The 24,918-nt window shown below is 74.6% G+C and carries 19 protein-coding genes; 15 read left to right on the forward strand and 4 right to left on the reverse strand.

The features are described from left to right. Positions 1–496 precede the first annotated feature (496 nt). Positions 497–4,339, forward strand: a complete 3,843-nt coding sequence (locus BCD48_RS32250) for an ATP-binding protein (RefSeq protein WP_071052161.1) — start codon at positions 497–499, stop codon at positions 4,337–4,339. A gap of 78 nt (positions 4,340–4,417) precedes the next feature. Here the strand turns inward: BCD48_RS32250 and BCD48_RS32255 are convergent, their stop codons facing one another. Further along, on the reverse strand, positions 4,418–5,107 hold the full coding sequence (locus tag BCD48_RS32255) for a Crp/Fnr family transcriptional regulator (protein WP_071052162.1): 690 nt from the start codon (positions 5,105–5,107) through the stop codon (positions 4,418–4,420). Between the two features lie 248 nt (positions 5,108–5,355). Here BCD48_RS32255 and BCD48_RS32260 point away from each other — a divergent pair, with 248 nt between their 5' ends. From BCD48_RS32260 to BCD48_RS32280, 5 genes are all read left to right on the forward strand, one after another. Next, positions 5,356–5,592 carry a hypothetical protein gene (locus tag BCD48_RS32260; protein WP_007512404.1) on the forward strand — a complete coding sequence of 79 codons (237 nt, stop codon included), beginning with the start codon at positions 5,356–5,358 and terminating at the stop codon, positions 5,590–5,592. Between the two features lie 127 nt (positions 5,593–5,719). After that, positions 5,720–6,445 carry an endonuclease III gene (nth, locus tag BCD48_RS32265; RefSeq protein ID WP_071052163.1) on the forward strand — a complete coding sequence of 242 codons (726 nt, stop codon included), beginning with the start codon at positions 5,720–5,722 and terminating at the stop codon, positions 6,443–6,445. Next, a complete protein-coding gene (locus tag BCD48_RS54305) occupies positions 6,442–7,440 on the forward strand; it encodes an NUDIX hydrolase (protein WP_241842167.1) in 999 nt (332 codons plus the stop codon). Before nth ends, BCD48_RS54305 begins: the two co-directional genes overlap by 4 nt. 29 nt (positions 7,441–7,469) lie before the next feature. Continuing rightward, entirely contained in the window at positions 7,470–7,850 is a 381-nt protein-coding gene (locus BCD48_RS32275) for a cupredoxin domain-containing protein (RefSeq protein WP_397428807.1), read from the forward strand. Positions 7,851–7,901: 51 nt separating this feature from the next. Beyond that, a complete protein-coding gene (locus BCD48_RS32280; protein ID WP_071052165.1) occupies positions 7,902–9,083 on the forward strand; it encodes a MarP family serine protease in 1,182 nt (393 codons plus the stop codon). Positions 9,084–9,300: 217 nt separating this feature from the next. Here BCD48_RS32280 and BCD48_RS32285 read toward each other — a convergent pair whose 3' ends face one another. Together BCD48_RS32285 and BCD48_RS32290 are read right to left on the reverse strand one after the other, a co-directional pair. Then, entirely contained in the window at positions 9,301–10,224 is a 924-nt protein-coding gene (locus BCD48_RS32285; protein ID WP_083419523.1) for an alpha/beta fold hydrolase, read from the reverse strand. 178 nt (positions 10,225–10,402) lie between these two features. After that, a complete protein-coding gene (locus BCD48_RS32290; RefSeq protein WP_071052166.1) occupies positions 10,403–10,924 on the reverse strand; it encodes a phage holin family protein in 522 nt (173 codons plus the stop codon). A 320-nt stretch (positions 10,925–11,244) separates the two neighbouring features. Here BCD48_RS32290 and BCD48_RS32295 point away from each other — a divergent pair, with 320 nt between their 5' ends. The 6 genes from BCD48_RS32295 to BCD48_RS32325 all read left to right on the forward strand — a co-directional run bounded on the left by BCD48_RS32295 (position 11,245) and on the right by BCD48_RS32325 (position 17,159). Next, positions 11,245–12,171, forward strand: a complete 927-nt coding sequence (locus BCD48_RS32295) for a Fic family protein (protein ID WP_071052167.1) — start codon at positions 11,245–11,247, stop codon at positions 12,169–12,171. Between the two features lie 402 nt (positions 12,172–12,573). Then, positions 12,574–13,920, forward strand: coding sequence for a TadA family conjugal transfer-associated ATPase (locus BCD48_RS47595; protein WP_083419545.1), 1,347 nt, complete (start codon positions 12,574–12,576; stop codon positions 13,918–13,920). After that, a complete protein-coding gene (locus BCD48_RS32310; protein ID WP_071052168.1) occupies positions 13,917–15,566 on the forward strand; it encodes a type II secretion system F family protein in 1,650 nt (549 codons plus the stop codon). Before BCD48_RS47595 ends, BCD48_RS32310 begins: the two co-directional genes overlap by 4 nt. Positions 15,567–15,767: 201 nt before the next feature. Further along, positions 15,768–16,052: a DUF4244 domain-containing protein gene (locus BCD48_RS32315; RefSeq protein WP_071052169.1), complete on the forward strand. Its 285-nt coding sequence runs from the start codon at positions 15,768–15,770 to the stop codon at positions 16,050–16,052. A gap of 193 nt (positions 16,053–16,245) precedes the next feature. Then, positions 16,246–16,752, forward strand: a complete 507-nt coding sequence (locus tag BCD48_RS32320; protein WP_071052170.1) for a TadE family type IV pilus minor pilin — start codon at positions 16,246–16,248, stop codon at positions 16,750–16,752. Next, positions 16,749–17,159 carry an Rv3654c family TadE-like protein gene (locus BCD48_RS32325; RefSeq protein ID WP_071052171.1) on the forward strand — a complete coding sequence of 137 codons (411 nt, stop codon included), beginning with the start codon at positions 16,749–16,751 and terminating at the stop codon, positions 17,157–17,159. The genes BCD48_RS32320 and BCD48_RS32325 overlap by 4 nt, the downstream gene beginning before the upstream one ends. A 121-nt stretch (positions 17,160–17,280) precedes the next feature. Here the strand turns inward: BCD48_RS32325 and BCD48_RS32330 are convergent, their stop codons facing one another. Next, positions 17,281–19,848, reverse strand: coding sequence for a DEAD/DEAH box helicase (locus tag BCD48_RS32330; protein WP_071052237.1), 2,568 nt, complete (start codon positions 19,846–19,848; stop codon positions 17,281–17,283). Positions 19,849–20,439: 591 nt separating this feature from the next. On the opposite strand from BCD48_RS32330, the gene BCD48_RS32335 reads away from it, so the two are divergent. From BCD48_RS32335 to BCD48_RS32345, 3 genes are all read left to right on the forward strand, one after another. Beyond that, the gene (locus tag BCD48_RS32335) at positions 20,440–20,781 is read left to right on the forward strand and encodes an anti-sigma factor antagonist (RefSeq protein ID WP_007516571.1); all 342 of its coding nucleotides are present in this window, start codon (positions 20,440–20,442) and stop codon (positions 20,779–20,781) included. A gap of 291 nt (positions 20,782–21,072) precedes the next feature. Next, complete coding sequence (locus BCD48_RS32340) at positions 21,073–21,639, forward strand: ATP-binding protein (RefSeq protein ID WP_071052172.1); 567 nt, start codon at positions 21,073–21,075, stop codon at positions 21,637–21,639. A 512-nt stretch (positions 21,640–22,151) separates the two neighbouring features. After that, positions 22,152–24,557 (forward strand): sodium-translocating pyrophosphatase, encoded by a 2,406-nt coding sequence (locus tag BCD48_RS32345; RefSeq protein ID WP_083419524.1) that lies wholly within the window; start codon positions 22,152–22,154, stop codon positions 24,555–24,557. Positions 24,558–24,918: the final 361 nt, after the last annotated feature.

The following is a 24,918-nucleotide window of genomic DNA, read 5'->3' on the forward strand; positions in this document are numbered from 1 at the left end:
GCCACGGACCGTCTCCTCGGCGACGCCGCCGCCCCGGAACCGCCGGGATCTCACCGGTTCGGCAGGTCGCGCCCGGAACCACGCCGTCGGGCGCGGAACATCCCATACGTCGGGGTGTTGAGCGCCCCGGAGGGGCACTCAGCACCCCGACGGCATAGACCGATCGGTCAGGTTGTTGGTGTGAGCACGGTCACAGCGGGAAGACCCCGTCGCGCGGCAGCCAGGGCCCTTGTGCCCATCGGGTGCCAGCCGCCGTGCCCGGGCAGCGAGGCCCTGGCGCTCGATGACCTCGGGACGCCCGGTGCCGGGCATCCGACAACGCCGCGACGACGGGCGGTCGGATGGCCGTGAATCGGCCACTAGACTTTCCGGACGGAGGGGGACCGCCAGTGCGATACGTCCAAGATCGAGGCGGGTCAGCCTGCTCACCGCAGGCGGCCCCCGGGGCTCCTGCCGGGTCGCCGACAGGACGGCGCATAGCGGGGGCGCGCGCGCCATGGTGATCCTCCCGACGCACTCCGGGACGCTGCGGTGCCCGCGCTGCGGGACTCCGGCGGTGCCGGCCGCGCGGTACTGCTTCCACTGCGGGCTGCGGTTCACCTCGCTCGCCGGGTCGGGGCCGGAGTCCGCCGAGCGCCGCGTCGTCACCGTCCTGTTCGGCGACCTGTCCGACTTCACCTCGTGGGCTGAGGATCGCGACCCCGAGCGGGTCGGCGAGGTCACCGACCTGGTGCTCGCCGCGCTCGCCAAGGAGGTCGACGACGTCGGCGGCCGGGTCGACAACCTCGCCGGCGACGGGATCATGGCCGTGTTCGGCGCGCCGACGGCGCACGAGGACGACGCCGAGCGGGCGGTGCGCGCCGCCGCGGCGATGCAGGAGACGGTCCGCCGCCTGGTTGAGGACAGCGAGGACGGCGACACGCCGCTGGGCCTGCGGGTTGGCATCAACACCGGCGAGGTGCTCGCCGGCGTCCAGGCGTCGATGACGTACACCGTCGTCGGCGACACGGTGAACACGGCCGCCCGGCTGTCCGGAGCGGCCGCGGTCGGGGCGGTCTACGCCGGCCGGGAGACGATGACCGCCACCCGCTCCGTCGCCACCTGGCGGGAGCTGCCGGACCTCACGCTGAAGGGCAAGCGCGAGCCGGTGCCGGCCTACGAGCTGGTGAGCCTGCGGCCGTCGAACGTGGCGAGGCCCGGCCTCGGGGACGACGCCGCCTTCGTTGGGCGCGACGCGGAGCTGACGACGCTGGGCGGCTGGTTCACCGAGACCTTTCAGACCGGGTCGCCGACCATCGCCGTGATCACCGGCGAGGCCGGCATCGGCAAGACACGGATCACCGGCGAGCTCGCCAAGCACGCCCACGACGAGGCCGGCGCGCAGGTGCTGTGGGGCCGCACGGTCCGCCACGGGGACGGCCGCAGCCTGGCCCCGCTCGCGGACGTGATCCGCGGTGCCTGCGGCGTCGTCGACGGCGACAGCCTCGACCGGGTCGCCGACCGGGTCCGGCGCACCGTCGGCCGGCTGAACCACCCGCTCACCGGCGCGCGCCTGCCCGCGGGCCTCGCCGACCGGCTGCTCGGGATGCTCGGCGTCCCGACCGACCGGCGGGCCTCCGGCGCCGCCGAGCCACCCCCCGGCGACCCGGCGGGCCGGGAGCACGGCGAGGCGAGCGCCGGCGAACGGTCCATCGACCTGGCCGTCGACACCGTCGGCCTGCTGCTGTCCGCGCTCGCCGCCGAGCACCCGCTGATCGTCGTGGTCGACGACCTGGAATGGGCGACCAGCACGCTCATCGGGGCGTTGCGCCGGCTGGCGGGCCGGCTGATCGGCCCGGTCATGCTGATGTTGCTCGACCGGGAGATCCCGCGGCTGTCCGACCTGCCGGGCGCGCGCCGGATGACGCTCGGGCCGCTGCCGGAAGGCGCCGCCACGACGCTGCTGTCGGACTTCCTCAGCGGTGAGACGCTCAGCTCACAGACCAGGACGGCGCTGCTCACCCGGGTGCACGGCAACCCGTTCTTCCTGGCCGAGCTGCTGAACCTGCTGATCGACCGCGACCAGCTGCGCCGCCAGCCCGCCGCCGCGCCGGGAAGCGCCGCCGCCAGGCCCGCCGCCGCCGAACCGGCGGTCGCCGCCGAGCCGGCCGCCACCGCCCGCCCGGCCGGCACCGACGGGCCCCGCTGGGTGCTGGAGGGATCGCTTTCCGAAACCGCGATGCCGGCCGGCGTGCAGTCGGTGCTGGCGGCCCGGATCGACGACCTGGACCCGACCGACAAGGCGGTGCTGCGCGCCGCCGCGGTACTCGGGAGCCGCTTCCCGGCGGCGGCGCTGCCGTCGGTCGAGGAACGGCCGCCGACCGAGGTCGCGGCGGCGCTGGAGCGGCTCACCGAGCGCCAGCTCGTCCGCGCACCCCGCGCGGGCGAGCAGCTGTGGCGGTTCGTCCATCCGATGGCACGCGACGTCGCCTATGCCGGGCTGCCGAAGGTCGAGCGGGCGCGGCGGCACTCGACGGCGGCCCGCTGGGGCGTGACGGCCATGACCGGCTCGTCGCGCGAGGTGTCGAACTTCGTCGCGACCCACGCGCTACGGGCGTTCGAGCTGGCCTCCTCGATGGCGCTGACGCCATCCGACCCGGCCTGGTCGGCACGTGAACCGGGGTTCAGGGCGCTGCTGCGGCTGGCCAGGGCGGCGCTGGCCCGCGACGACCATCGCACCGCCGCCGACCAGCTGGCCGACGCCCGCCGGCTCGGCCGCGGGGTGATCGACACCGACGACGAGAACATCGCCAGGGTGCTGCACGCCGAGGCACTCGTGTCGCTGCGCCGGCTGGAGGAGGCCGAGCGCACCCTGCGCCCGGCGCTGCGGGTCACCGCGCCGGCACGGCGCGCGGCCGCCTACGCGGTGCTTGGCGAGCTTCGCCAGAAGCAGGGCCGCGCGGAGCTCGCCACCCGCGCGCTGCGCACCGCGCTGGACGCGGCCCGCGCCGCCGGCGACGACCGGGCCGCCGCGGCCGCGCTGCGCCGCCTGGGCACTCTCGAATACGGAGCCGCCCGGATCCGCACGGCCGAGGAGCTCTACCGCGAGGCGCTCGAGCTGGCCCGCCGGGTCGACGACCCTCGCGGTGTCGGCTGGGCGCTGCAGCACCTCGCCTGGAGCGCGACCACCCGGGGCGACTACCCGCAGGCCGAGCGCTCCCTGCGCCAGGCCACCGAGGTGTTCGAACGCCTTGAGGACGCCGGCGGCATCGGCTGGTGCAGCGGCACCGAGGCGCTGGTCCTGCTGCTGTCGGGCCAGCTGGCCCGGGCGCGGGCGCTGGCGCGCGGCCTGGTGGACGCGGCCGAGTCGATGGGTGAGCGGTGGGGCATGGCCGTCTGCCTGACGATCGGCGCGATCGCCGCGGCGGAGCTCGGCGACATCAGCGCGGCGCGCACCGACGCGGCCCGCGCGGCGGCGCTGTTCGAGGGCGCGGGCGACAGCTGGGGACGGATCCTGACAAGGGTGGCCCAGGGACTCGCGGCCAGGGGCGCCGGCGAGCCGGACGCCGGGGCCGAGTTCCTCGCCGGTGCGTGCGCCGAGGCGGCCGCCGCCGGCCAGGCACTGGTAGGGGCGCTCGCGTCGCTGATGCTGGGGCTGACCCTCCTGGACGCCGGACGGGTCGACGAGGCCGAGCGCGCGGCCCAGTCGGCTATGGGCGAGCTGGTTGGCCTCGATCTGCGCCCGCACGCCCAGCTGGGCGCGAAGGTGCTGGCGGCGCAGGTCGCCAGGGCGCGCGGGCGTCTCGACGAGGCGATCGCGCTGCTGCGGGAGGCGCTGGCCGCGAGTGAGCCCGCGACGCTGCTGTTCCCCCGCCGGCAGGCATACGCGCACCTGGCCGGCACCCTGCTGGACGCCGGCCAGCCGGAGGAGGCACTGGCGGTCGCCCGCCGGGCCGTGGCCGTGGACGCCGAGGACGTGCGGGCGCAGGTGCTCGCCTGGCGGGCGCTCGGCACGGTCCTGGTCTCCAGCGGTGACCTGGAGGGCGGTCGGGAAGCCTACCTGCGGGCGCTACGGGCGGCGACGGCGACCGAGGCGGTCAGCGAGGCGCCACAGACCCGGCGGCTCCTGGCCGCCCTCCCTGAGCCGGGGCAGGGGGAGCCCGCACGGGTAGGTGCCGCCGGCGGCCGGGCTCCGCGCCTCGGCGAGCCGGGCGGCACGGCGCATGGCGACAACGGCGTCGCCCGGGTCGACACCGCGCTGGCCGTCGGCCTGGCGGCCGACGGCCAGCCCGCCTCCACACCCGAAGCCGACCCCGACACCAACCTGCCAGCCGCCGCCACAACGATCACGTCCGCCTGACTCGGCACATCCAGAACAGGCCCCGCCGGCCGCCGTGCCCACGCGCCCTCGGCTGGGCGCGGCCGGCCCCGGGCGACGTTAACGGGCTCGTCTGGCCAGCCGGTCGCGGTCGAGTAGCACCACGGCCCGGGAGTCGAGGCGCAGCCAGCCGCGGGTCGCGAAGTCAGCGAGCGCCTTGTTGACCGTCTCCCGGGAGGCCCCGACAAGCTGGGCCAGCTCCTCCTGGGTCAGGCCGTGCTCGACGCGGATCCCGGCGGCCTCGTTACCGGGCTGCGCCGGCTCACCGAATCGCACCGCGAGGTCGAGCAGCGCCTTGGCGACCCGGCCGGGCACGTCGGTGAACACCATGTCGGCCATGGCGTCGTTGGTCCGGCGCAGCCGGGCGGCCAACACCCGCAGCAGCAGTGAGCCGGCATCCGGCCGAGACCGCAGCCACGGGCGCAGCGCCGAGTGCTCCAGCGACACGAGCGAGGCGTCCGTCACAGCGGTAGCCGTCGCGGTCCGCGGGCCAGGGTCGAAGAGTGACAATTCCCCGAAGATGTCCCCGGGGCCCATGACATACAGCAGGTTCTCGCGCCCGTCGGCAGACTGGCGTCCTATCTTCACCTTGCCGGACAGCACCACGAAGACGCGATCACCGGGCTCGCCCTCACGGAACAGCACGTCACCACGGGTGACGTCCCTCCGCTCCAGGTGGCTGGAGAGCGCCTGGCGGTCCAGGTCGGACAACCCGACGAACAGCGGAACGCGAGCAAGCAGATCGTCCACGGTGTGAGCATGCCAGGACAGCGCGCGTAGAGCACGGCCAGGGCACCCCGAGGCCGCTCGCGCCCGCCCAAAATGACCAGATCAGCGACGGAGAAACACGATAAGTAACCAAGCCCGTCAGGGCTGAGACGACGGCCCGCGCGGCCGTAGCATGGCCAACGTCACTGGATGCTGTTGCGACACACGGTGCGTGACACGCCCCACCCCCGTTTCACGCGCGGGCGCGCGTCGTCCACCATGTACTCGTCATGTTTCTCTTCGCCGCCATCGCGTTCCCCGTGGTGCTCCTCGGGCTTCTGCTGGCGATGGAGCGGGTCGAGCGCCCGCTGAACGCCGCGGACACCCGCAAGGGCATCGAGGGCTTCCTGGACAATGCCCGCCCTGACGAGGTGAACACCTTCGTCAACCAGGGCATGGCCGCCGCCCTCGATCGTTACCGCAGGCGCCTGCGCCGCCAGCCTCCCGGCAAGCACCGGGCGGCTTGACCGCGACGGCCTGGCCGGTCGGCCAGGCCGTCCTCAGGCAACCCGCCAACTCTCGCCGGCGCTGGCGCCCCACCCGATCGAGCCAGGCATCTCAGGGCCCCGTCGCCAGGGGGAATAGGCTCGGGACATGCCGGCCATCGTCGACGCGTCTGCCGAAACCACGCTGGCGCGGACCAGGCGGGCTCGGCGGATCGTCCGGATCCTCGGCGAGATGCATCCCGACGCGCGGATTGCGTTGGACTTCTCCAACCCGCTCGAACTTCTGGTCGCGACCGTGCTGTCCGCGCAGTGCACCGACAAGAAGGTCAACGAGGTCACCCCCGCGGTCTTCGCGAAGTACCCCACCGCCGCGAGCTACGCGGGCGCCGACCGGGAGGAGCTCGAGCAGCAGCTGCGCCCGACCGGTTTCTTCCGCGCCAAGGCGAATTCGCTGATGGGGCTCGGGGCCGCCCTGGTCGACCGTTTCGGTGGCGAGGTGCCCCACACGCTCGACGAGCTGGTCACCCTGCCCGGCGTCGGCCGCAAGACCGCCAACGTCGTGCTCGGGCACGCCTTCGACACGCCGGGCATCACGGTCGACACCCACGTCGGCCGCCTCGCCCGGCGGTTCGGCCTGACCACCAACGACGATCCAGTCAAGGTCGAGGCCGACCTCGCCGCGCTGATCGAGCGCAGGAACTGGACGATCGCCTCCGATCGAATGATCTTCCACGGCCGGCGTGTCTGCCACGCCAGGCGGCCGGCATGCGGCGCCTGCGGCGTCGCGAAGCTGTGCCCGTCGTTCGGCGAGGGCCCGACGTCGGCCGCCGACGCGGCCCGGCTGGTCCGCGGCGACGCCGAAGCGGCCAGATGACGGATCCCGACGGCCTCCCGCGCGACGGCGGGCCGCCCAGTTGGCTCACCGCGCTCGCGGCGGCGGTCACGCGCGACGGCCTGCCGGTCCGCGAGGAGGGCTGGCCACCGCCGCCCCCGGACGCACGGCCCGCCGCGGTGCTGATCCTGTTCGGTCGGGGCGAGCACGGCCCGGACGTACTGCTGCTCGAGCGGGCGGCCGACCTGCGCAAGCACGCCGGCCAGCCGGCCTTCCCGGGCGGTGGCGCGGACCCGGCGGACGGCTCGGCGATCCACACGGCGCTGCGCGAGGCCCGCGAGGAGGTCGGGCTGGACCCGGAGGGCGTCGAGATCCTCGGCGCCGCGCCACGGCTCTACCTGCCCCACAGCAACTACCTGGTGACGCCGGTGCTGGCCTGGTGGCGCGTGCCATGCCCGGTCTACCCGGTGGATCCCGGCGAGACGTCGGCGGTCGCGCGGGTACCGGTCGCGGACCTCGTCGACCCGGCGAACCGGGTGCGGCTGCGCCACCCGCGGACCGGGCAGCCAAGCCCGGCGTTCCGCGTCGCCGGCATGACGACGGTATGGGGCTTCACCGCTGGCATCCTCGACGCGCTGCTACGCCTCGGCGGCCTGGAGCGGTCGTGGGGGGAGGGCCCGCCGGTGGAGGACCCGGCCGTCAACGCCTCGATCGCCCGCGCCGCGGCCGAACTGGCGCAGGCCGGCGGCGTGGACGCCGCCGGCGAGATCGACCCCGACGACCTCACCCCGGACAGTGCCGAGCCCGACGGCCTCGGCGCGGCTGAGTTGAGCCAGCCCGGCCACGACGTGCCCGACCGGAGCGCCGTCGGCCTCGCCGCTCGCGGCCCCGGCACGGCACACGCCGGGGCACCCGCCCAGGGCGATAGCCGGCCGGCCGGCGGCGTGCCGCCCCACCAACCGGACGCCCCCGGCGACCGCGACCGCACCGCCGGCACCGGGACTGGTGCCGGCCCGACGAAGGGCTCGGCGGCTTGAGGATGTCGACGGCGGGCAGGCGGCTGGCCGTGACGGTGATCGGGGCGCTGACGCTGGCGACGGCCGGTGCCGGCTGCACGGCCGAGCACCCGGACACGCCGAAGCCCACCGCCGTGCTGGCCCCGACGACTGCCGGCGGTGTCCAGGTGTTCCACCTCGTCGGCCTCGCCGACCTGCGGTTCTCCGCGGCCACGTTGAACGCGAAGCCCGGGAAGATCCGCGTCGACTTCTCCGTCGCGGACGGCTCGGCGTCTCACAACTTCGTGATCCCGAAGATCCCCGCGGCGCGCACCGACATCATCGGCGCCGGCGCGTCACAGTCGGTGACCTTCACCGTGACGGCGCCGGGTGACTATCCGGTGATCTGCACGCTGCACCCGAACATGTCCGCCACGCTGCACGTCGCCTGACACCGACCGAGACACCCGAGACGACCGAGACCGAGACGACCGCCGTTCGTGATGAACATCCTGGATATTGTCCTGCTGCTCGTGGTGCTGGCGTTCGCCGTGTCCGGGTACCGGCAGGGCTTCGTGGTGGGCGCGCTGTCGTTCATCGGATTCATCGGCGGCGGCATCCTCGGTGCCCAGATCGCCCTCCCGCTCGCCAAGTTGATCGGCCAGCGTGAGCATGGCGCGGTCATCGCCCTGGTCACGGTCCTGACGCTCGCCTGTCTTGGCCAGGTGGCCGGGACAGGCGCCGGCGTCGCCCTGCGCAGCCGGCTCACCTGGCGGCCCGGCGAGACCGTCGACTCGCTGGCCGGCGCGGTCCTGTCGGGGCTGTCTGTGCTGTTGGTCGCCTGGCTCATGGCGACCGCGCTGGAACGGTCCCCGTTCACCACCGCTGCCCGCGAGGTCCGCGATTCGGCGGTGCTGACGACAGTCGACGACGGCATGCCCGCGAGCGTGCGGGACACGTTCTCCAGCCTGCGCCAGCTCGCGGACGGCAACGGCTTCCCGGCAGTGTTCTCCGGCCTCGGCAACGAGTCGATCGTCGCCGCCGACCCGCCCGACCCCGCCGTGGTGAACGCCGCCGGGGTCACGTCGGCCGCCGCCAGCGTGCTGAAGGTCCGGGGCATCGCGCCGTCCTGCTCACGGCAGGTCGAAGGCACCGGATTCGTGTATGCGCCCCAGCACGTGATGACCAACGCGCACGTGGTGGCCGGGGTCCGGGAACCGGGAGTGGAGGTCAGCGGGCGGCTGTTGCCGGCACAGGTGGTGGTCTTCGACGCCGCGCGCGACGTGGCCGTGCTCTACGTCCCCGGCCTCAACCGTCCGCCGCTGCGGCTGCAGACCTCGCCGCCGGGACACGCCGACGACGACGCCGTCATCGCGGGCTTCCCGGAGGACGGCCCATACCGGACGGAGCCGGCGCGGATCCGCAACCACCAGAAGGCCAGGGCGCCTGACATCTACTCCCAGGGCAGCGTGGTGCGCGACATCTACGCCGTGCGCGGCACCGTGCTGCCGGGCAACTCGGGCGGGCCGCTGCTCTCGCCGGGCGGCAGCGTCTACGGCGTCGTCTTCGCCGCCGCGACCGACGACAGCGACACCGGATACGTGCTGACGGCGGCCGAGGTCAGCGGCGCGGCGCAGGCGGGCGAGCGCGCCACCACCCCGGTCAGCACCCAGGGCTGTCGCTAAGCCCCTTCCCCGTCCCCACCTTCCCCACCGATTGGCTAGACGGGGACTGATACTCACCCCTCAGGTTCGACGCCGATCCCGGCTTGGCAGCCAATCCGGACCTCCCAGCAGACCTCCCAGATCGCCGATCCGGCAGGGACCCCGGCTTCGCGATCCGGCAGGGACCCCGGGGGACCCCGCGGGCAGCTCACCGCAGAAGAGGCGCCGGGGTGGGCCGTCAGGGTGGGGTGGGGAGCCAGCGCAGGAGCAGGTCGCTCACCAGGTCGGGAGCCTCCTCGGGCAGGAAATGGCCGGCGCCGGGAAGCAGCTGCCAGGTGTAGAGCCCGCTGACGTAGCGGCCCGAGCCCTGGGCCGTGTCCGGCAACAGGAACGAGTCCGCGCCGCCGTGCAGATGCAGAACGGGGCAGGTCACCGCCCGTCGCAGCGCCTGCGCGAACCGGGCACCATCGGGCCGGAACAGCGAGCGGAACACCCAGCGGTGGTACTCCAGCGAGCTGTGCGCCACGCCAGGAATCTGCATCGCCGCGCGGTAGCGCCGTTCTTCCTCGTCGCTTGGGAATCCCGGCCCGCCCCAGTCGCGCAACAGCTCGCCGATCCGGGCCGCGCCATCGGCGGTCAGATGGCGCTCAGGCAGCCAGGGGAGCTGGAAGGCGAACAGGTGCGCCCCGGCCAGGCCCTGTCCCCGGGGGCTCACCGCGTACTGGTGGCGGACCCGCAGCGGGTGTGGCATCCCGAGAACCGCTATCCGGCGAACCTGCCGAGGCCAGAGGGTCGCGGCCGTCCAGCAGGCGAGCCCGCCCCAGTCCTGCCCGACCAGGACGGCGTCGCGCTCACCGAGAGCGCGGATCAGCCCGGCGACGTCGTCCGCGAGGGTGAACGCGTCATACCCACGCGGTGGCTTGTCGCTCCCCCCATAGCCGCGCAGGTCGGGCGCCACCACCCGGTAGCCGGCTGCGGCCAGCGTCACCAGCTGGTGGCGCCACGCCCACCAGAACTGCGGGAAGCCGTGCAACAGCAGCACCAGCGGGCCCTGGCCCAGCTCGGCGACGTGCAGCCGGGTGCCGTTCGCGGAGACGTCGCGATGCCGCCACGGCCCGTCGATCAGCACGCTGGCGGGCTCCGACGCGAACACCTCTCCCACCGATCGGCTCCCGAAGGTTCAGCGCCCACCCGCACGTTCGGCGGCCCCCCGGGTGACAACCACGTTCGCGGGCCCAGCCCTAAAGACGTCGCTCACAGGCTAGCCGGGCGCAAGGCGGGGCCGGTCGGTGCGCACAGCCGAGAGCGGTCCTGGGCCCGCGCCGAGGAGGCGGTCAGCCTCACGGCTCGCGCCTGCCGGGACGGCCTGGTTGACCACCCTCCCGCGACGGCGGGATCGCCGGGGCCGCGCCGACCGGCGCGCTGGCACCCCCGGCACGGCCCGCCGCGCTGGTCCCGACGGGGTGCCGCAGCAGGGCCACGTCCTCGCGGACAGAGGAGATCGTCCGTCGCGGCGGCCGCAGCTTGCGCAGCCGCATCGCGCCGACCAGCACGAGCAGCCCGGCGAGCGCCAACAGCAGCACCGCCGTGATCAGGAAGGACCAGAACCGCTCGAGCCCAGCCCAGGTGAACAGCTCACCAAGGAAAATCGTCAGCGCGATCAGCGCGCCGAGCCCCAGCCCGGCGGCGGCACCGATCAACCCGGCGCCGACGGCGGCCGACGCCGCCTGACGGCCAAGCTCCGCCTTCGCGAGATCGATCTCCTGGCGGACGAGCATGGACATATCCCTGGTCGCGATCGCGACCAGCTCGCCCAGCGAGGCTTCCTTCCCCGCGCGGCGATCCCCGTTCTCGAACGTCACCGAAGTCCCTCCCCATCCCCCGGCTCCGGGAAGGCATATGCCGGCCGGTCACCGCCAGCCTGCTCACGCCCGTGGGGCCGCGCTCGCGGGCGACCGACCCGCCCCCTCGCCCGGTCCGCTCCCCGGTCCCCTGCCTTCAGTCTGACGCCCTGGGCACGCGCACGGGGGCCGTAGCGACGAGTGGGCGGGCGTGTGGCCCGGATTACCACTTTCCCCCCGATTGGCGGGACCTCGCGGAAGCCACGGAGCGGACGCCGGCCGGTCGGGGCGGAGCAGGCGCGGAACGCGGGTCACCCAGCTGGACGGGTAGCGTCGGCCGCGTGTCGACAGCGCCCAGCCCACACGCCGGTATCGAGGCTGACCCGTTCGCCAGGGTCGCGGCACTTCCCGGTGTGGACGAGGCGGTGGCGGCCGCCCGCTCGGCGGTCGACGCCCTGCTGCGCCACCGGGTGCTGCGGCGGCGCAGCGCTGAGGTCACGGCCGAGGCGTCGCTGCGCTCCGCCCGGGCGAGCGCGGCGCTTGAGGGCCACGGCGTCGCGATGGAGACGCTGCGGGAGCGCCTCACCGCCGGGGAGGACGGGGACAGCCACGACGACGCCCCCACAGCGGTCGGCCGGCCACCCGCTCCCGCCGACGATGACCTCGCGGCGACCCTGGGGGCGGTCCGGCTGTACGCCGAGCTGGGCGGCCTCAGCGCGGCCTGGGAGCGGGCCCCCCGCCAGGCGCTCGCCCGGATGCACACCCTGCTCGGCCGGGGCATCGTCCCGGACAGCGAACTTGGCCGGCCGCGCGCGGGCGCGGCCGTTGCCGGCCTGCTCGGGCTCGGCCCGGCTCCGGGTCCGGCCGAGGTGTCCGCCCGGCTGGACGGGCTCGTCGGCCTGCTCGTCGGGCGAACGGCGGCACCGGCGATCGTGGTCAGCGCCATCGTGCACGGCGAGCTGCTCGCGCTGCGCCCCTTCGGGAGCCTGGACGGGATGGTCGCGCGGGCGGCCGCCCGGCTGGTCCTCGTCGGACGCGGCCTGGACCCCAAGGCGGTGACGGCGAGCGACGTGGGCCATCTGGAGGCCGCGCTCGGCGACGGAGATGCCGGCTCCGCCGCGCCGGACGCCGCCTACCGGACCGCCGCCGCGGGCTACGCGCACGGCGGGGCGGATGGCGTGCGCGTCTGGCTGCTGCACTGCGCCCGCGCCGTCGAGCTCGGCGCCCGCGACTCACTCGCCGTCTGCGAGGCCCTCAGCAGGTCATGAGGGACGCCCCGGGCACCCCTCGGCGGAGGCCCGGGCCCGGCCGGCTGAGCCCGGTAGGCATCCCGCAGGGCCCGTTCCCGGTCCGGTGTGGACGACGTGGGACGGGCACGGGCAACCCTCCTTCGTACCGCGCCGGATGGCCTGTGGATGACGCTCATCCACAGGTGCTCCGGCGGGGCACGGTGGTGCGCGACCGAACCGTCCGCTCCGAAGGGACCAGGGCGCCATGGCCACCGGCCCACCGATCATCCTCGTCGCACCCACCGCCGCTCCGCCGGGTATCGCCGCTCCACCGGGTATCGCCACTCCACCTGCCCGCCGGGCCGCGCCCGCGGCCGGCCGGTGCTGGCGACCGGCCGGCCTGGCGGCGTCACCGGCGCCGGTGGCCGGCGAGCTGGTCCGATGACGGCCCCCGTCCGTGGCGTCCCAGCGGCGACGATCGACGGGGTGCGCGACCGACTGGCCGACGTGGTCCACCCGCCTACTCGGGCGGACGTGGCCCGGGCGCTCGCCGAGGTCGCCGGGCCGCTGCGTGAGGAAGATCGGGAGGCGACCCGGCGGGTGGTCACCGCCGAGCTGCTCGGCGCCGGCCCGCTGGACGAGTTGCTCGCCGATCCGGCCGTGACCGACGTGCTGGTGAACGGCCCGGCCGAGGTTTGGGCCGACCGAGGCGGGGGGCTGGAACGCGCGGACGTCTGGTTCGCCGACGACGACACGGTGCGCCGGCTCGCGACCCGGCTCGCGGCCAGCGGCGGGCGGCGACTGGACGCGGCGGCGCCCTTCGCGGACGCGCGGCTTCCGGACGGCACCCGGCTGCACGCGGTGCTCACGCCGGTGGCGATCGGTGGCACCTGCCTGTCGCTACGCCGACCGCGCCGGGTGCCGATCGGCCTCGCCGAGTTCGTCACGGGTGACGCCGGGGACGCCACCGGAACGCCTCCCCGGCGATCCGCCGGCACGGAGTCCCCGGAGGCCCACGCGGCGACAACGAAGCCCAGCGCGGCCGGAGGCCGGTCCGCCGGCATCGCCGCGAGGCGTGACGGAGAGACGCTCGTCGACGTACTGCGCGCGCTCGTCGACGCCCGGCTCGCGATCGCGGTCACCGGCGGCACAGGCACCGGCAAGACGACGCTTCTCGCCGCGCTCCTCGGCTGCGTGAGCCCGGCCGAACGTGTCGTGATCGTGGAGGACACAACCGAGCTGGCACTGGAGCGCGACAACCTCGTCCGACTGCAGGGCCGGCCGCCCAACATCGAGGGCGCGGGCGCCATCACCCAGCGCGACCTCGTCCGGCAGGCGTTGCGGATGCGCCCTGACCGGCTGGTCGTCGGCGAGGTCAGGGGACCTGAGGTGCTGGACCTGCTGGTCGCCTTCAACACCGGCCACGAGGGCGGCCTGACGACCGTCCACGGGAACGCGCCCGGCGCGCTGCCGGCCAGGATGGAGGCGCTGGGGGCGCTCGCGGGCCTGTCCCGGCCCGCCCTGCACAGCCTGCTGGCGGCCGCCGTGCAGGTCACCGTCCACCTGCGCAGGGATGACGCCGGCCGGCGCGTTGTCGCCGCCGTGGGCGTGCTGCGCCAGGACCCGGGCGGGCTCGTGCGGGTCCGCCCCGCGCTGGTCGCGACGCCGCCCGCACCGCCCGAAGCGCCCGGCGGGCGCATGCTCCCGGCGGACGGCCTGCCGTGGCTGCGCGACCTGCTGCGTGATCGCGGCGTCGCCCTTCCGCCACCGTTCGGGTCACGGCCATGAGCACCACAGCGAGCGTGCCACGGCTGGCCGCCCGGCTGGTCGGGGTGACGGCCGTCGCCGGGACCGTGCTCGGGGCCGCCATGGTCGCGGGGCGGGCCGGCGCCATCGTCGCCGCGCTGGTCACCGTGGTCACCGCGACCGCCGCCCGGGCGGGGCGGCGGGCGGCGGCACAGCGCCGGACGACGGCGGCAAGAGCGGCCGCGGAGGACCTGTTGGCCGCGTTCGCGGCCGAGCTCGACGCGGGTGCCGACCCGGACGCGGCCCTGCGAGCGGCCGCGGCCGCCGCCGGGCGACAGCCGTCCGGCGACGCGAATGGCGACATCCGGGAAGTCCTGGACGGGACAAGCGGTACCGCCGGCGACGCGGACGGCCATGCCGCGGGCGCGGGTGAGCTGGTGTGGCTCTCAGCCGGGCTGGCGGCCGGCGAGGACCCGGCCCGGCTGCTCGCCGGCTGCCGGACGCCGGCGCTACGCCAGCTCGGCGCGGCCCTGTGGGTCTGCCGGACCGGCGGAGCCCGGCTGGTGCCGGTCGCGATGACGCTCGCCGCGCAGGCGCGGGCAGATACCCGGCGAGCCGGCGAACTCGCCGCCGCGCTGGCCGGCCCGCGTTCATCCGGGCGGTTGGTCGCGGGCCTGCCGGTCGTCGGCATCGTGTTCGCGGGCTTGCTCGGTGCCCGTCCGGCCCACGTGCTGCTCGCCACGCCGACGGGCTCGGCGTGCCTCGCCGCCGGGGTCGCACTCGATCTGCTCGGCCTGCGCTGGCTGCGGTGGATCGGCGACCGAGTGGTCCGAGACGTCGAGTCGGTGGCGCCCCGGGACGCACACGTGGACGAGCACGCGCGCCGGCCGCGGGCCGGCCCGGCGAGGCGCCCGGGGTTCCTGCCGGATCGGCGATCCGGGAGATCGGCGATCCGGGAGATCGGCGATCCGGTAGGCCGGCGATCTGGGAGGTCTGCTGGCAGGTCTGTCGGGCGGCCGGCACTCGGGGCCGTCCTGACCAGCGCGATGGGGGCTTGCGCCGGAGTGCTCCTCGCTCACGGCCAGCGCGGGCCCGGAGCCATCGCCACGGTGGGGGCGGCGGCGCTGCTGGTCGGCGCGGCGTTGCCCGCCGACCCAGGCCGGGCGCGGCGGGCGCGGCTGTTGGCCGACCTCCCGCTCGCGCTCGACCTGATCGCCGCCTGCCTCGCCGCGGGCGCGACCGTGCCAGCGGCGCTGGAGGCCACGGCCGCCGGAGTGGCCGGCCCACTGGGCGTCGAGCTCAGGGCAACCGCCCGCGGGCTCCGTCTGGGGGCGACGGCGGCAGGGGCGACGGCCCGACTGGTCGCGGCTGGCACGGGACCGACCAGCCTCCTCGACGCGCTGCGACGGCGAGTCGGCGCAGGTCAGCGCGCAAGTTCCGCGCGCCCGCTGATGGCGGCGGCCCAGGCGCTCGGACGGGTCGAGACCAGTGGGGCGCGACTCGCCGACGGGCTCACCAGAATCGCCGCGCGCGCCAGGGCTCAGGCCCACGACGAGGCGATCGGCGCCGCGCGGCGGGCGGGCGTCGCCGCGGCCGCGCCGCTCGGGTTGTGCTTCCTGCCCGCGTTCCTCCTCCTGGGCGTGGTCCCGACCATTCTCGGCTCACTGCCCGGCGCGCTGCCGGCCTGATCCACCGCCTGTGGATACATCGGCTATATCCACAGGTCGCGGGCGAGCCATGACATCGGCGCCAGTCCCACGCACGATCACGATGCTCCTCGCGCTCCCAGGTCTCGGCCCGCCGGCTACCACCAGCCCATCACGGGCCGCGACCGGCGCACCCACCCCACGCGTTCGCTCCTCGCATCCCACCCATGGAGGTGTCAGCCGGTGTCTCCGCTGTCGGTTCTGTTCCTGCTGCCCGCGTTGCTCGCTGGCTGCGCTCTGCTGGCCCACGGGCTCGCCCACCGCCCTGACGACACCCGTGCCCGGCCCGAGGACACGGCGCACCGGGACGCGGTGGGCCGCGACTCGGGCATGTCGACCGCCGAGTACGCCGTGGGCACCGTCGCCGCGGTCGCGTTCGCGGGCGTGCTCTACGCCGTCGTCAGCAGTTCGGCCACCCAGGAGATGATCATGTCGGTCGTACGACGCGCGCTGACGCTGCCCTTCTGACGGCCGGAGGTACCCGATGACACGTTTCCGCGTCTGTCGGCCGATGGCCGTCCGTACCGCTCCACGTCGCCGTAGCCGCGGCTGGCTCGGCGGAGCCTCATCGCACGGGGCACGCTCCACCAGGTCCCGGCCCGGCCAGCCATGGTTCGAACCAGGCGGCGCCGTACCGGCCCGGTCTGGGTCGGCCAGCCGCGTGGCGGCCCGCTCGGGTCCTCCCGGATCCACGCCGGCGCCAGCCAGGCGCGCGCGGCTGGCTCGGCGGCCGGACGGCGGGCAGGCGACCGCCGAGCTGGCGCTCGGCCTGCCGACCCTCGGCGCCGTCGTCCTGCTAGCGCTCTGGCTGCTCGCCGCGGCCGGCGCGCAGGCCCGCGCCCAGGAGGCGGCCAGGATCGGAGCTCGGGCCGCCGCGAGGGGTGACGACGACCGCCAGGTCGCGGCTTGGGCACATCTGGCCGCCCCGGCGGGCGCCACGGTCACGATCTCCCGGCAGGCCGGCGAGGTCACGGTGACGGTTCAGATCCGGCTGTCCGTAGCGGGCTCCCCGCTGCCACCGGCCCACATCGCGGCCAGCGCCGTCGCCCCGACGGAACCTGCCGCGGCCGGCGCGAGCACCGCCGGCCCAGCCGCGGCCGGCTCTGGCGGCCAGGTGGCCGGTGGCGACCCCGAGGCTGGCGAGCGAGACGAGGAGGCTCCCGGATGAACCCGGCGGCCAAGCGGTCAGCCTGGCGCGGCGCCGATCGCGGGTCGGCGACGGTGCTACTGCTGGGCTGGCTGATGGTCCTCGCGATGTCGGCCGGGATCCTGCTCGCGGTCAGCGCGGTCTCGCTCACCCGGCGTCAGGCGGCCACGGGTGCGGACCTCGCGGCACTCGCGGCCGCCTCGGACCGGACCGGCGACCCGGCGGCGGCCTGCGGCCGAGCGCGAATCCTCGCCATCCGCAACGGCGCCGAGCTGGTCGTCTGCCGGGCCACCGGCGACGCGATCGAGGTGGTCGCACAGGTACACCCGCCGCCTGCCCTGCGGCTGCTCGGCCCGCTGGCCGCCACCTCCCGCGCTGGTCCCTGGATCGGCGCGACCGGCCAGACCGAGACGGGACCCAGCGGATGATCACGACTGGGTCACCGTCGATCGAAGCCCTCGCCGAACCCGCCAGGACCATTGCCAGCCACCCAGCACCCCCTTGAGAAGCCAGACGGGACGGCCAAGGCCGCCGCCGGTGCCCGGTGGGTCACGGTCCGTCCAGCCTCCCGAGGATCGTGGTGAGAAGCCGGACCGCGGCGGCCTTGTCGAGTGGCTCGTTGCCATTGCCGCATTTCGGTGACTGCACGCACGACGGGCACCCGGCCGGGCACTCGCAGGCGGACACGGCGTCGCGGGTCGCCGTCAGCCAGGTGCCAAAGCGCCCGTAGCCGCGCTCGGCGAAGCCGGCGCCACCCGGATGACCGTCGTAGACGAACACGGTCGTCTGCTCGGTGTCCGGATGCAGCGCGGTCGACACACCGCCGATGTCCCAACGGTCGCAGGTGGCGAACAGCGGGAGCAGCCCGATCGCGGCGTGCTCGGCGGCGTGTACCGCGCCGGGCACGTCGGCCGGCTCGACGCCGGCGTCCTCCAGCAGCCGGTCCGAGACCACGTACCAGACCCCTCGGGTACGCAGGTGGCGCGGCGGCAGGTCGAGCGGGACGTCCCCGAGCACCTCACCGGTGGTGATGAGCCGCCGCTGGTAGCCGACCACCTGGCTGGTCACCTCGACGGTGCCGAAGTACACGGCCAGGTCACGGTCGACGACCCGTGCCCGGGTCTGCCCGACGATCCGGATGTCGGTGTGGTCGCGGGCCGTCGTCGTCCAGTCCGGCGCGGCATGGACGACGAAGGCGACCGACTCCTCCAGGTCGAGCTCCTCGACGACAAAGCTCACGCCCTGGTGCAGATAGACGGCGCCGGGGTGAACGGTCGAGTGCGAGGTCGCCGCGTCCACCGTGCCGAGCAGCCGCCCCGTGCCGGACTCGACGATGCGCACCGGCGGGCCGCCGACGCCCCGGATGTCGACGTCGGGCCGACCACGCTGGGTCCAGTACCAGCCGGCCGGTCGCCGACGCAGCCGGCCGCGCCGGACAAGGTCATCGAGCACCGGTCGCGAGGCGGCCCCGAACAGTTCCAGGTCGCTCTCGGTGATGGGCAGCTCCGCGGCGGCGCACTCCAGCTGCGGGCCGAGCACGTAGGGATTGTCGGGATCGAACACGGTCGCCTCGACGGGCCTGCCGAACACCGCCTCGGGGTGATGCACCAGGTAGGTGTCAAGCGGGTCGTCCCTGGCGACCAGCACGGCGAGCGCTCCCTGCCCCGACCGGCCGGCGCGGCCGGCCTGCTGGCGCAACGAGGCCAGCGTCCCCGGATAGCCCGCGATCACGGTGGCGTCCAGGCCGCTGATGTCGACACCGAGCTCAAGCGCCGAGGTCGCGGCGACGCCGAGCAGATCACCGGAGCGCAGCCGGGCCTCCAGGTCACGGCGCTCCTCGGCCAGGTAGCCGGCCCGATAGGCCGCGACCCGCTCGCCGAGCTCGGGCGCCACCAGGCCCAGGGCCCGGCGGGCCGAGTTCGCGACCACCTCGGCCGCCCGCCGCGAACGGACGAAGACCAGCGTGCGCACGCCGTCGGCCACCAGGTCCGCCAACAGGTCCGCCGACTCGGCGGTGGCCGAGCGCCTCACCGGCGCCCCGTTCTCGCCGGCGCCCGGGCCGTCGTCGCCCTCCGTGCCCTCAGCCGCCGTGGCCACGCCACCACCAGCGCCGGCCCTGGTCGGGTGGTCCCCCCCAACCGATGCGCCCCTTCCAGCCACACCGGCCACGCCAGCCATACCGACAGCCCCGGCGACCCCGGCGACCCCGGCGACCCCGGCGAGCTTGCCCGCGCCGGTCAGCCTGCCAGCCCCGCCAGGTCCGGGGCCGGCGGCGGCCAGCCGCCCGCCCGCGGCGGCGTCCGGCTGGCGCCGGCCGGCCGTGAGGAACAGTGGCGGCTCGTACAGGACGAAGTCGGTCGCCCCGCGCGGGGAGCCGTCCTCATCAACCACGTCGACGTCGAGGCCCGTCAGCCGGGCCGCCGCGACCCCGGGGTCGGCGACGGTGGCCGATGCGAGCACGAAGACCGGGTCCGACCCGTAGCGGGCACAGACCCGCCGCAGCCGGCGCAGCACCTGCGCCACGTGCGCGCCGAACACCCCGCGGTAACCGTGGCACTCGTCGATCACGACGTAGCGCAGGCCGCGCAGGAACGGCCCGAACCGGCGATGGCCCGGCAGGATCCCCCGGTGCAGCATGTCCGGGTTGGTCAGGACGAAGGTGGCATGCGCGCGCACCCACTCCCGCTCGCCGGCGGGCGTGTCGCCGTCGTAGCTGGCCGCGCGGACGGCCGTCAGCGCCAGCGAGCGCACCGCGCGAAGCTGGTCGTGGGCCAGCGCCTTGGTGGGAGCCAGATAGAGGGCCCGCGCCGACGGGTCGGCGAGCAGCGTGGTGAGCACCGGGAGCAGGTAGCCGAGCGACTTGCCGGACGCCGTTCCGGTCGCGAGCACGACGCTTCGGCCGGCGAACGCCGCCCCCGCCGCCGCGGCCTGATGGCTCCACGGTGCCGTGACGCCGGCGGAGCGCAGCCGCCCGAGCAGCAGCGGGTCCGCCCACTCCGGCCAGTCCACCGCCGTTCCAGCCCGCGCGGGAACCCGCTCGACGTGGGTCACGCACCGGTCCCGCCGGCGGTCGGCCCGCAGCCGGGACAGGATCTCGGACCCGCGGTCGTCACCCACCTCGGACTCCCGTCTCCCGCGCTCGCCGGCGCGCGTGGTCAATCGGCCGAACCTCCCGGACCGTTCCTGCCAGCCCTGCCAGTCCCGTCAGCTCACGCCTGGTGGCTTGTCGGCACGAGCGGGCCCAGCACCGGCTCCCGTGGTCCTCGGATGCCCCAGGCGTTCTCAAGAGTAGGCAAGCCGCACTATGCCGCACTGTCCTGGCCGTTCGCCGCGCGCGACCGGCGCCGCCCGCGGCCCCCGGACCAGCGGCGCGCCGCCGACGCCGAACCGGCCGAAAAGCCGCATTGGCGTCTTTCGGCCAGACCCCACCGACAGGTCACCGAGAGTGGCAGACGGCAACGGAAGATCCGGCGTAGATTTCCGGTGGCGTCGGTACGCGTCAGGTCCGGCGCGTCGGGCCATTCCGGCGCACTAGGACCATGATGGTGTGGGGTCATGCCAGCCCGTGGAGCCATCTGCTCGGCTGTGTGATGCAGCGGTCGGATTGGCCCTCCACGCCGCGGGGTAGTGGCGCCTGCAGTCGGGTCACTCAGACCCGAACGCCCCATGCGCCTGACCGACAAGTCGACGTAGTACGCAGGAGGATCCGTGGACCTGTCCCTCACGACCCGCCAGGAAGGCGACCACACGGTCGTCGTCGTGGGCGGCGAGATCGACGTCTACACCGCGCCGAAGCTGCGTGAGCAGCTCATCGACCTCGTCTCAGCCGGTTCCTACCACCTGGTCGTCGACATGGAGGGCGTCGAGTTCCTCGACTCCACCGGTCTCGGCGTCCTCGTCGGTGGCCTCAAGCGGGTCCGGGCACACGACGGCTCGCTGCGCCTCGTCTGCACACAGGAGCGCATCCTCAAGATCTTCCGGATCACGGGCCTGACCAAGGTCTTCCCGATCCACGCCTCTGTAGAGGAAGCACTCTCCGCCAGCGACTGAGGCGCCTGGCTGGCCACCCGGCCCACCGTCCCCGTGACGGTGGTGTACACGGGGTGGCCCACCAAGGACGTCGCGCCGGGGTCCCGCCCCGGCCGCTCTGGGACCTTGGTCGAGCATCGCCCGACGGGGCGGGACCGATCGGCCTCACCGGCCGGCGCGGGTTCCCGACGAGGCTCGAGGCACCCGCGCGCCGCCTCGCCGGCACTGGCCAGGCACGGCCGCTCGGCGATGAGATGGTCGGGGCCGCCCCAGAGACGATGCTCACCAACAGGACAGAACCCCGGAGGCCACATGTCCACCGTCGAGTTGCGCTTCGCCGCCCTGCCGGGGCACGTCCGCACCGCCCGCAGGATCGCGATGGCGGTCGCGCGCCGCGCCGGGGTACCGACCGGCGTGCTCGACGAGATCGGGATCGCCGTCGGCGAGGCCTGCCTGCGCGCGGTGAACGTGAACCGCCGCCGCGCGCCCGAGAACCTGGTCGAGGTCCAGATGACGGGCGTCGACGGCACCTTCACCGTCGCGGTCGCCGACTCGGGTGAGCCGGGCGACGACGTGGCGCCGGGCCCGGACGGCGGCCTGCTCGGCGCCCCGGCGCTGCTCGACCTGGGCACCGGCGACGCCCGGCCCGCCGGCGACCCGCTGACGGCTCTCCCCGGCGACCAGGAGCCCGGGGCGGCCGGTTCGGCTCTGCCGCCGGGCATCGGCCTCGCCCTCATCGAGGGGCTGGTCGACGACGTCCAGATCCGCCGCCGCCCAGACGGCGTCGGCACGGTGGTGACGATGACCTGGGACACCGCCACCTTCGTCGGCAGCGGCCTGGAGGGCGACATGGCGACGGCGGGCAACCCCGCCCACTAGAGGGCCGGCGGCCATTGTCCCAGGATCACTGACGGCGAAACCCGCCGGCCGGCCCCGCGGGATCCCGGAGGCACGTCGCTCGCGACATGTGCCCCTACGGACCCGCAGAGGGCGGTCGGCGGCAAAAACGAGCGCACGCCGCAGACGTGTGGATAGACTCCGCCGCATCTCACAGACGGTGTAGCTGGCCGTCCGTGACCGGAATTGGTGCTCCTGGTGGAGCGCGGTGGAGGTGGGGCAGGGACCTTCCGCGAGACGGCAACGCAGGCGCCGAGTCAGCCGGCAGGCGTGGTACTCCCCGAGCAAAGGGCGCCACGACGCCGGTCGATGTTACCTGCGCGCCGCCAGCCACGGTTTGACCCGCGAACCCACGACATCCCCGACTAGCCACCCGCGGCGTCGTCCGATGCGACGCTCTGCTGTGACCGTTGGGCCTGCGCGCACCGTCGAGCCACGACGGCGTGCGGACGCCCGACCGTCCAGGGGACAAATAGTGCAGACCGGGAGGAGCCATGTCCCCGATCCAAGCCGCGGAGTCACCCGCGGCCGCTGGGATCGACCTTACTGGCGGGCAACTGGGATTGGTCGCCGGTGTGGCGTTCATCGCAGCGTTGGCCCTGCTCGTGGCCGCTTTTCTGGTCCGCGAGGTACTCGCGGCCAGCCAGGGCGGACCCAAGATGATCGAGGTCGGCGCCGCGGTACAGCAGGGCGCCGCCGCCTATCTGCGCCGGCAGTTCAAGACCCTGGCCGGGTTCGTCGTCGTCATCCCGTTCGTCCTCCTGGCGCTGCCGGCGGACGACACCGGCGCCAGAGTCGGCCGCTCGGTGTTCTTCGTCGTCGGCGCGGTCTTCTCCGCGCTCGTCGGCTTCGTCGGCATGTCGCTGGCGACCAGGGCTAACACCAGGACAGCGGCGGCGGCCAACGAGCGCGGCGAGAAGGCCGCGCTTCGACTGGCGTTCCGCACCGGCGGCGTCGTCGGCATGTTCACCGTCGGGCTCGGCCTGCTCGGCGCCGCCGTCGTGGTGCTCGTCTTCCGGGACACCGCGCCGCAGGTGCTGGAGGGATTCGGTTTCGGCGCCGCGCTGCTCGCGATGTTCATGCGGGTCGGCGGCGGCATCTTCACCAAGGCCGCCGACGTGGGCGCCGACCTGGTCGGCAAGGTAGAGAAGGGCATCCCCGAGGACGACCCGCGCAACGCCGCGACCATCGCGGACAACGTCGGCGACAACGTCGGCGACTGCGCCGGGATGGCGGCGGACCTGTTCGAGTCGTACGCGGTCACCCTGGTGGCCGCGCTGATCCTCGGCGTCGGGGTGTTCGGCGCGCACGGGCTCGTGTTCCCGCTGCTGATCCCGGCTGTCGGCGTCATCACTGCCGTGATCGGCATCTTCGCGGTCAGCCCACGCGCCAAGGACCGCAACGGGATGGCCGCGATCAACCGCGGGTTCTTCATCTCGGCCGTGATCTCCGCGATCGGCGTCGTCATCGTCGCGTTCGTCTACCTGCCGACCAGCTTCGCCGACTTCCCCGGCATGGCGGGCAGCACCCAGGACGGCAACCCACGAGTAATCGCGATCAGCGCCGTGCTGATCGGAATCGTGCTCGCCGCGGCGATCCAGCTGCTTACCGGCTACTTCACCGAGACGGCCCGCAAGCCGGTCCGGAGCGTCGTCGAAGCCTCCACCACCGGCCCGGCTACCAACATCCTCGCCGGCATTGGCGTGGGCCTCGAATCGGCGGTCTACTCGGCGGTGCTGATCGGCGCGGCGGTGTTCGGCGCCTATCTGCTCGGCTCGGGCAGCATCACGGTCGCGCTGTTCGCGGTGGCGCTCGCCGGCACGGGGCTGCTCACCACGGTCGGCGTGATCGTGTCGATGGACACGTTCGGCCCGGTGAGCGACAACGCCCAGGGCATCGCGGAGATGTCCGGCGAGGTCACCGCGGAGGGCGCGGCGATCCTGACCTCGCTCGACGCGATCGGCAACACCACCAAGGCCATCACCAAGGGCATCGCGATCGCGACAGCGGTGTTCGCCGCGACCGCGCTGTTCGGCTCGTTCACCGACACGATCGTCGAGGCGCTAGGCAAGGCGGGAGTCAGCGGCGACGCGGCCCGCGGCCTCGGCGGCCTCAACGTGGCCTACCCGGACGCGCTGGTCGGCCTGATTCTCGGGGCGGCGGTCGTGTTCCTGTTCTCGGGGCTCGCGATCAACGCGGTCGGCCGAGCCGCCGGCCGGGTCGTCTGGGAGGTGCGCGCCCAGTTCCGCGACCATCCGGGGATCATGGAGGGCACCGAGAAGCCGGACTACAAGGCCGTGGTCGACATCTGCACCCGCGACTCGTTGCGCGAGCTCATCACGCCGGGAACCCTCGCCGTGATGGCTCCGATCGCGGTCGGGTTCGGCCTCGGCTACCCGCCGCTGGGCTCGTTCCTGGCCGGCGCGATCGCCGGCGGCGTGCTGATGGCCGTCTTCCTCGCCAACTCGGGCGGTGCCTGGGACAACGCGAAGAAGCTGGTCGAGGACGGCGCACACGGCGGGAAGGGATCCGAGGTCCACGCCGCGACGGTCATCGGCGACACCGTGGGTGACCCGTTCAAGGACACCGCGGGCCCGGCGATCAACCCGCTGATCAAGGTGATGAACCTGGTCAGCCTGCTGATCGCGCCGACCGTGGTGAAGTTCTCGGTGGGCGAGGACAAGAACACCTGGCTGCGGATCGTCATCGCCGTCGCGGCCGTCGCGGTGATCGCCGCGGTGATCGTGATCTCCAAGCGGCGCGGCTCGGCACTGGACGCGGCACCGTCCTCCTCGGGTGCTCCGGCGGTGGCGGACTCGTCCAATGTCACGGTCACGGGCACCGACTCGACCGCGGCGGTGTCCCCGGACCAGACGACCGCCAACCAGGTGAACGTCTAGGCCGGGCGGCTTCCCGTCGATTCGCGCCACGCCGGTCCGGAGACTCGGCCCTGGCCTGGAGCGAATCGGCGGGGATCCACACCCGGGGGCTCCGACCCGGCAGTGCCTCTGAGGACTCGGCCGCTTGACCGGGGCCAGCCGCCCGGACTCCCCGGGCCGGGACTCCCCGGGCCGGGACTCCCCGGGCCGGGAGTCCCCGCCCGTACCGGCCCGATCAGGGCAGGATTCCGACCGCCCGCAGCCGGCGCACCGGCGGCGGGCGGTCGCTGCCGTTAGGCGGCCCGCCATGAGGGCACCTCCCCGGCATGGGGAGGTCGGTCACGTGACGCGCTCAGGGGATGGCGTACCGGCACCGTGAGCC

The sequence above is a fragment of the Pseudofrankia coriaricola genome (assembly GCF_001854805.1).
GTDB lineage: Bacteria > Actinomycetota > Actinomycetes > Frankiales > Frankiaceae > Pseudofrankia.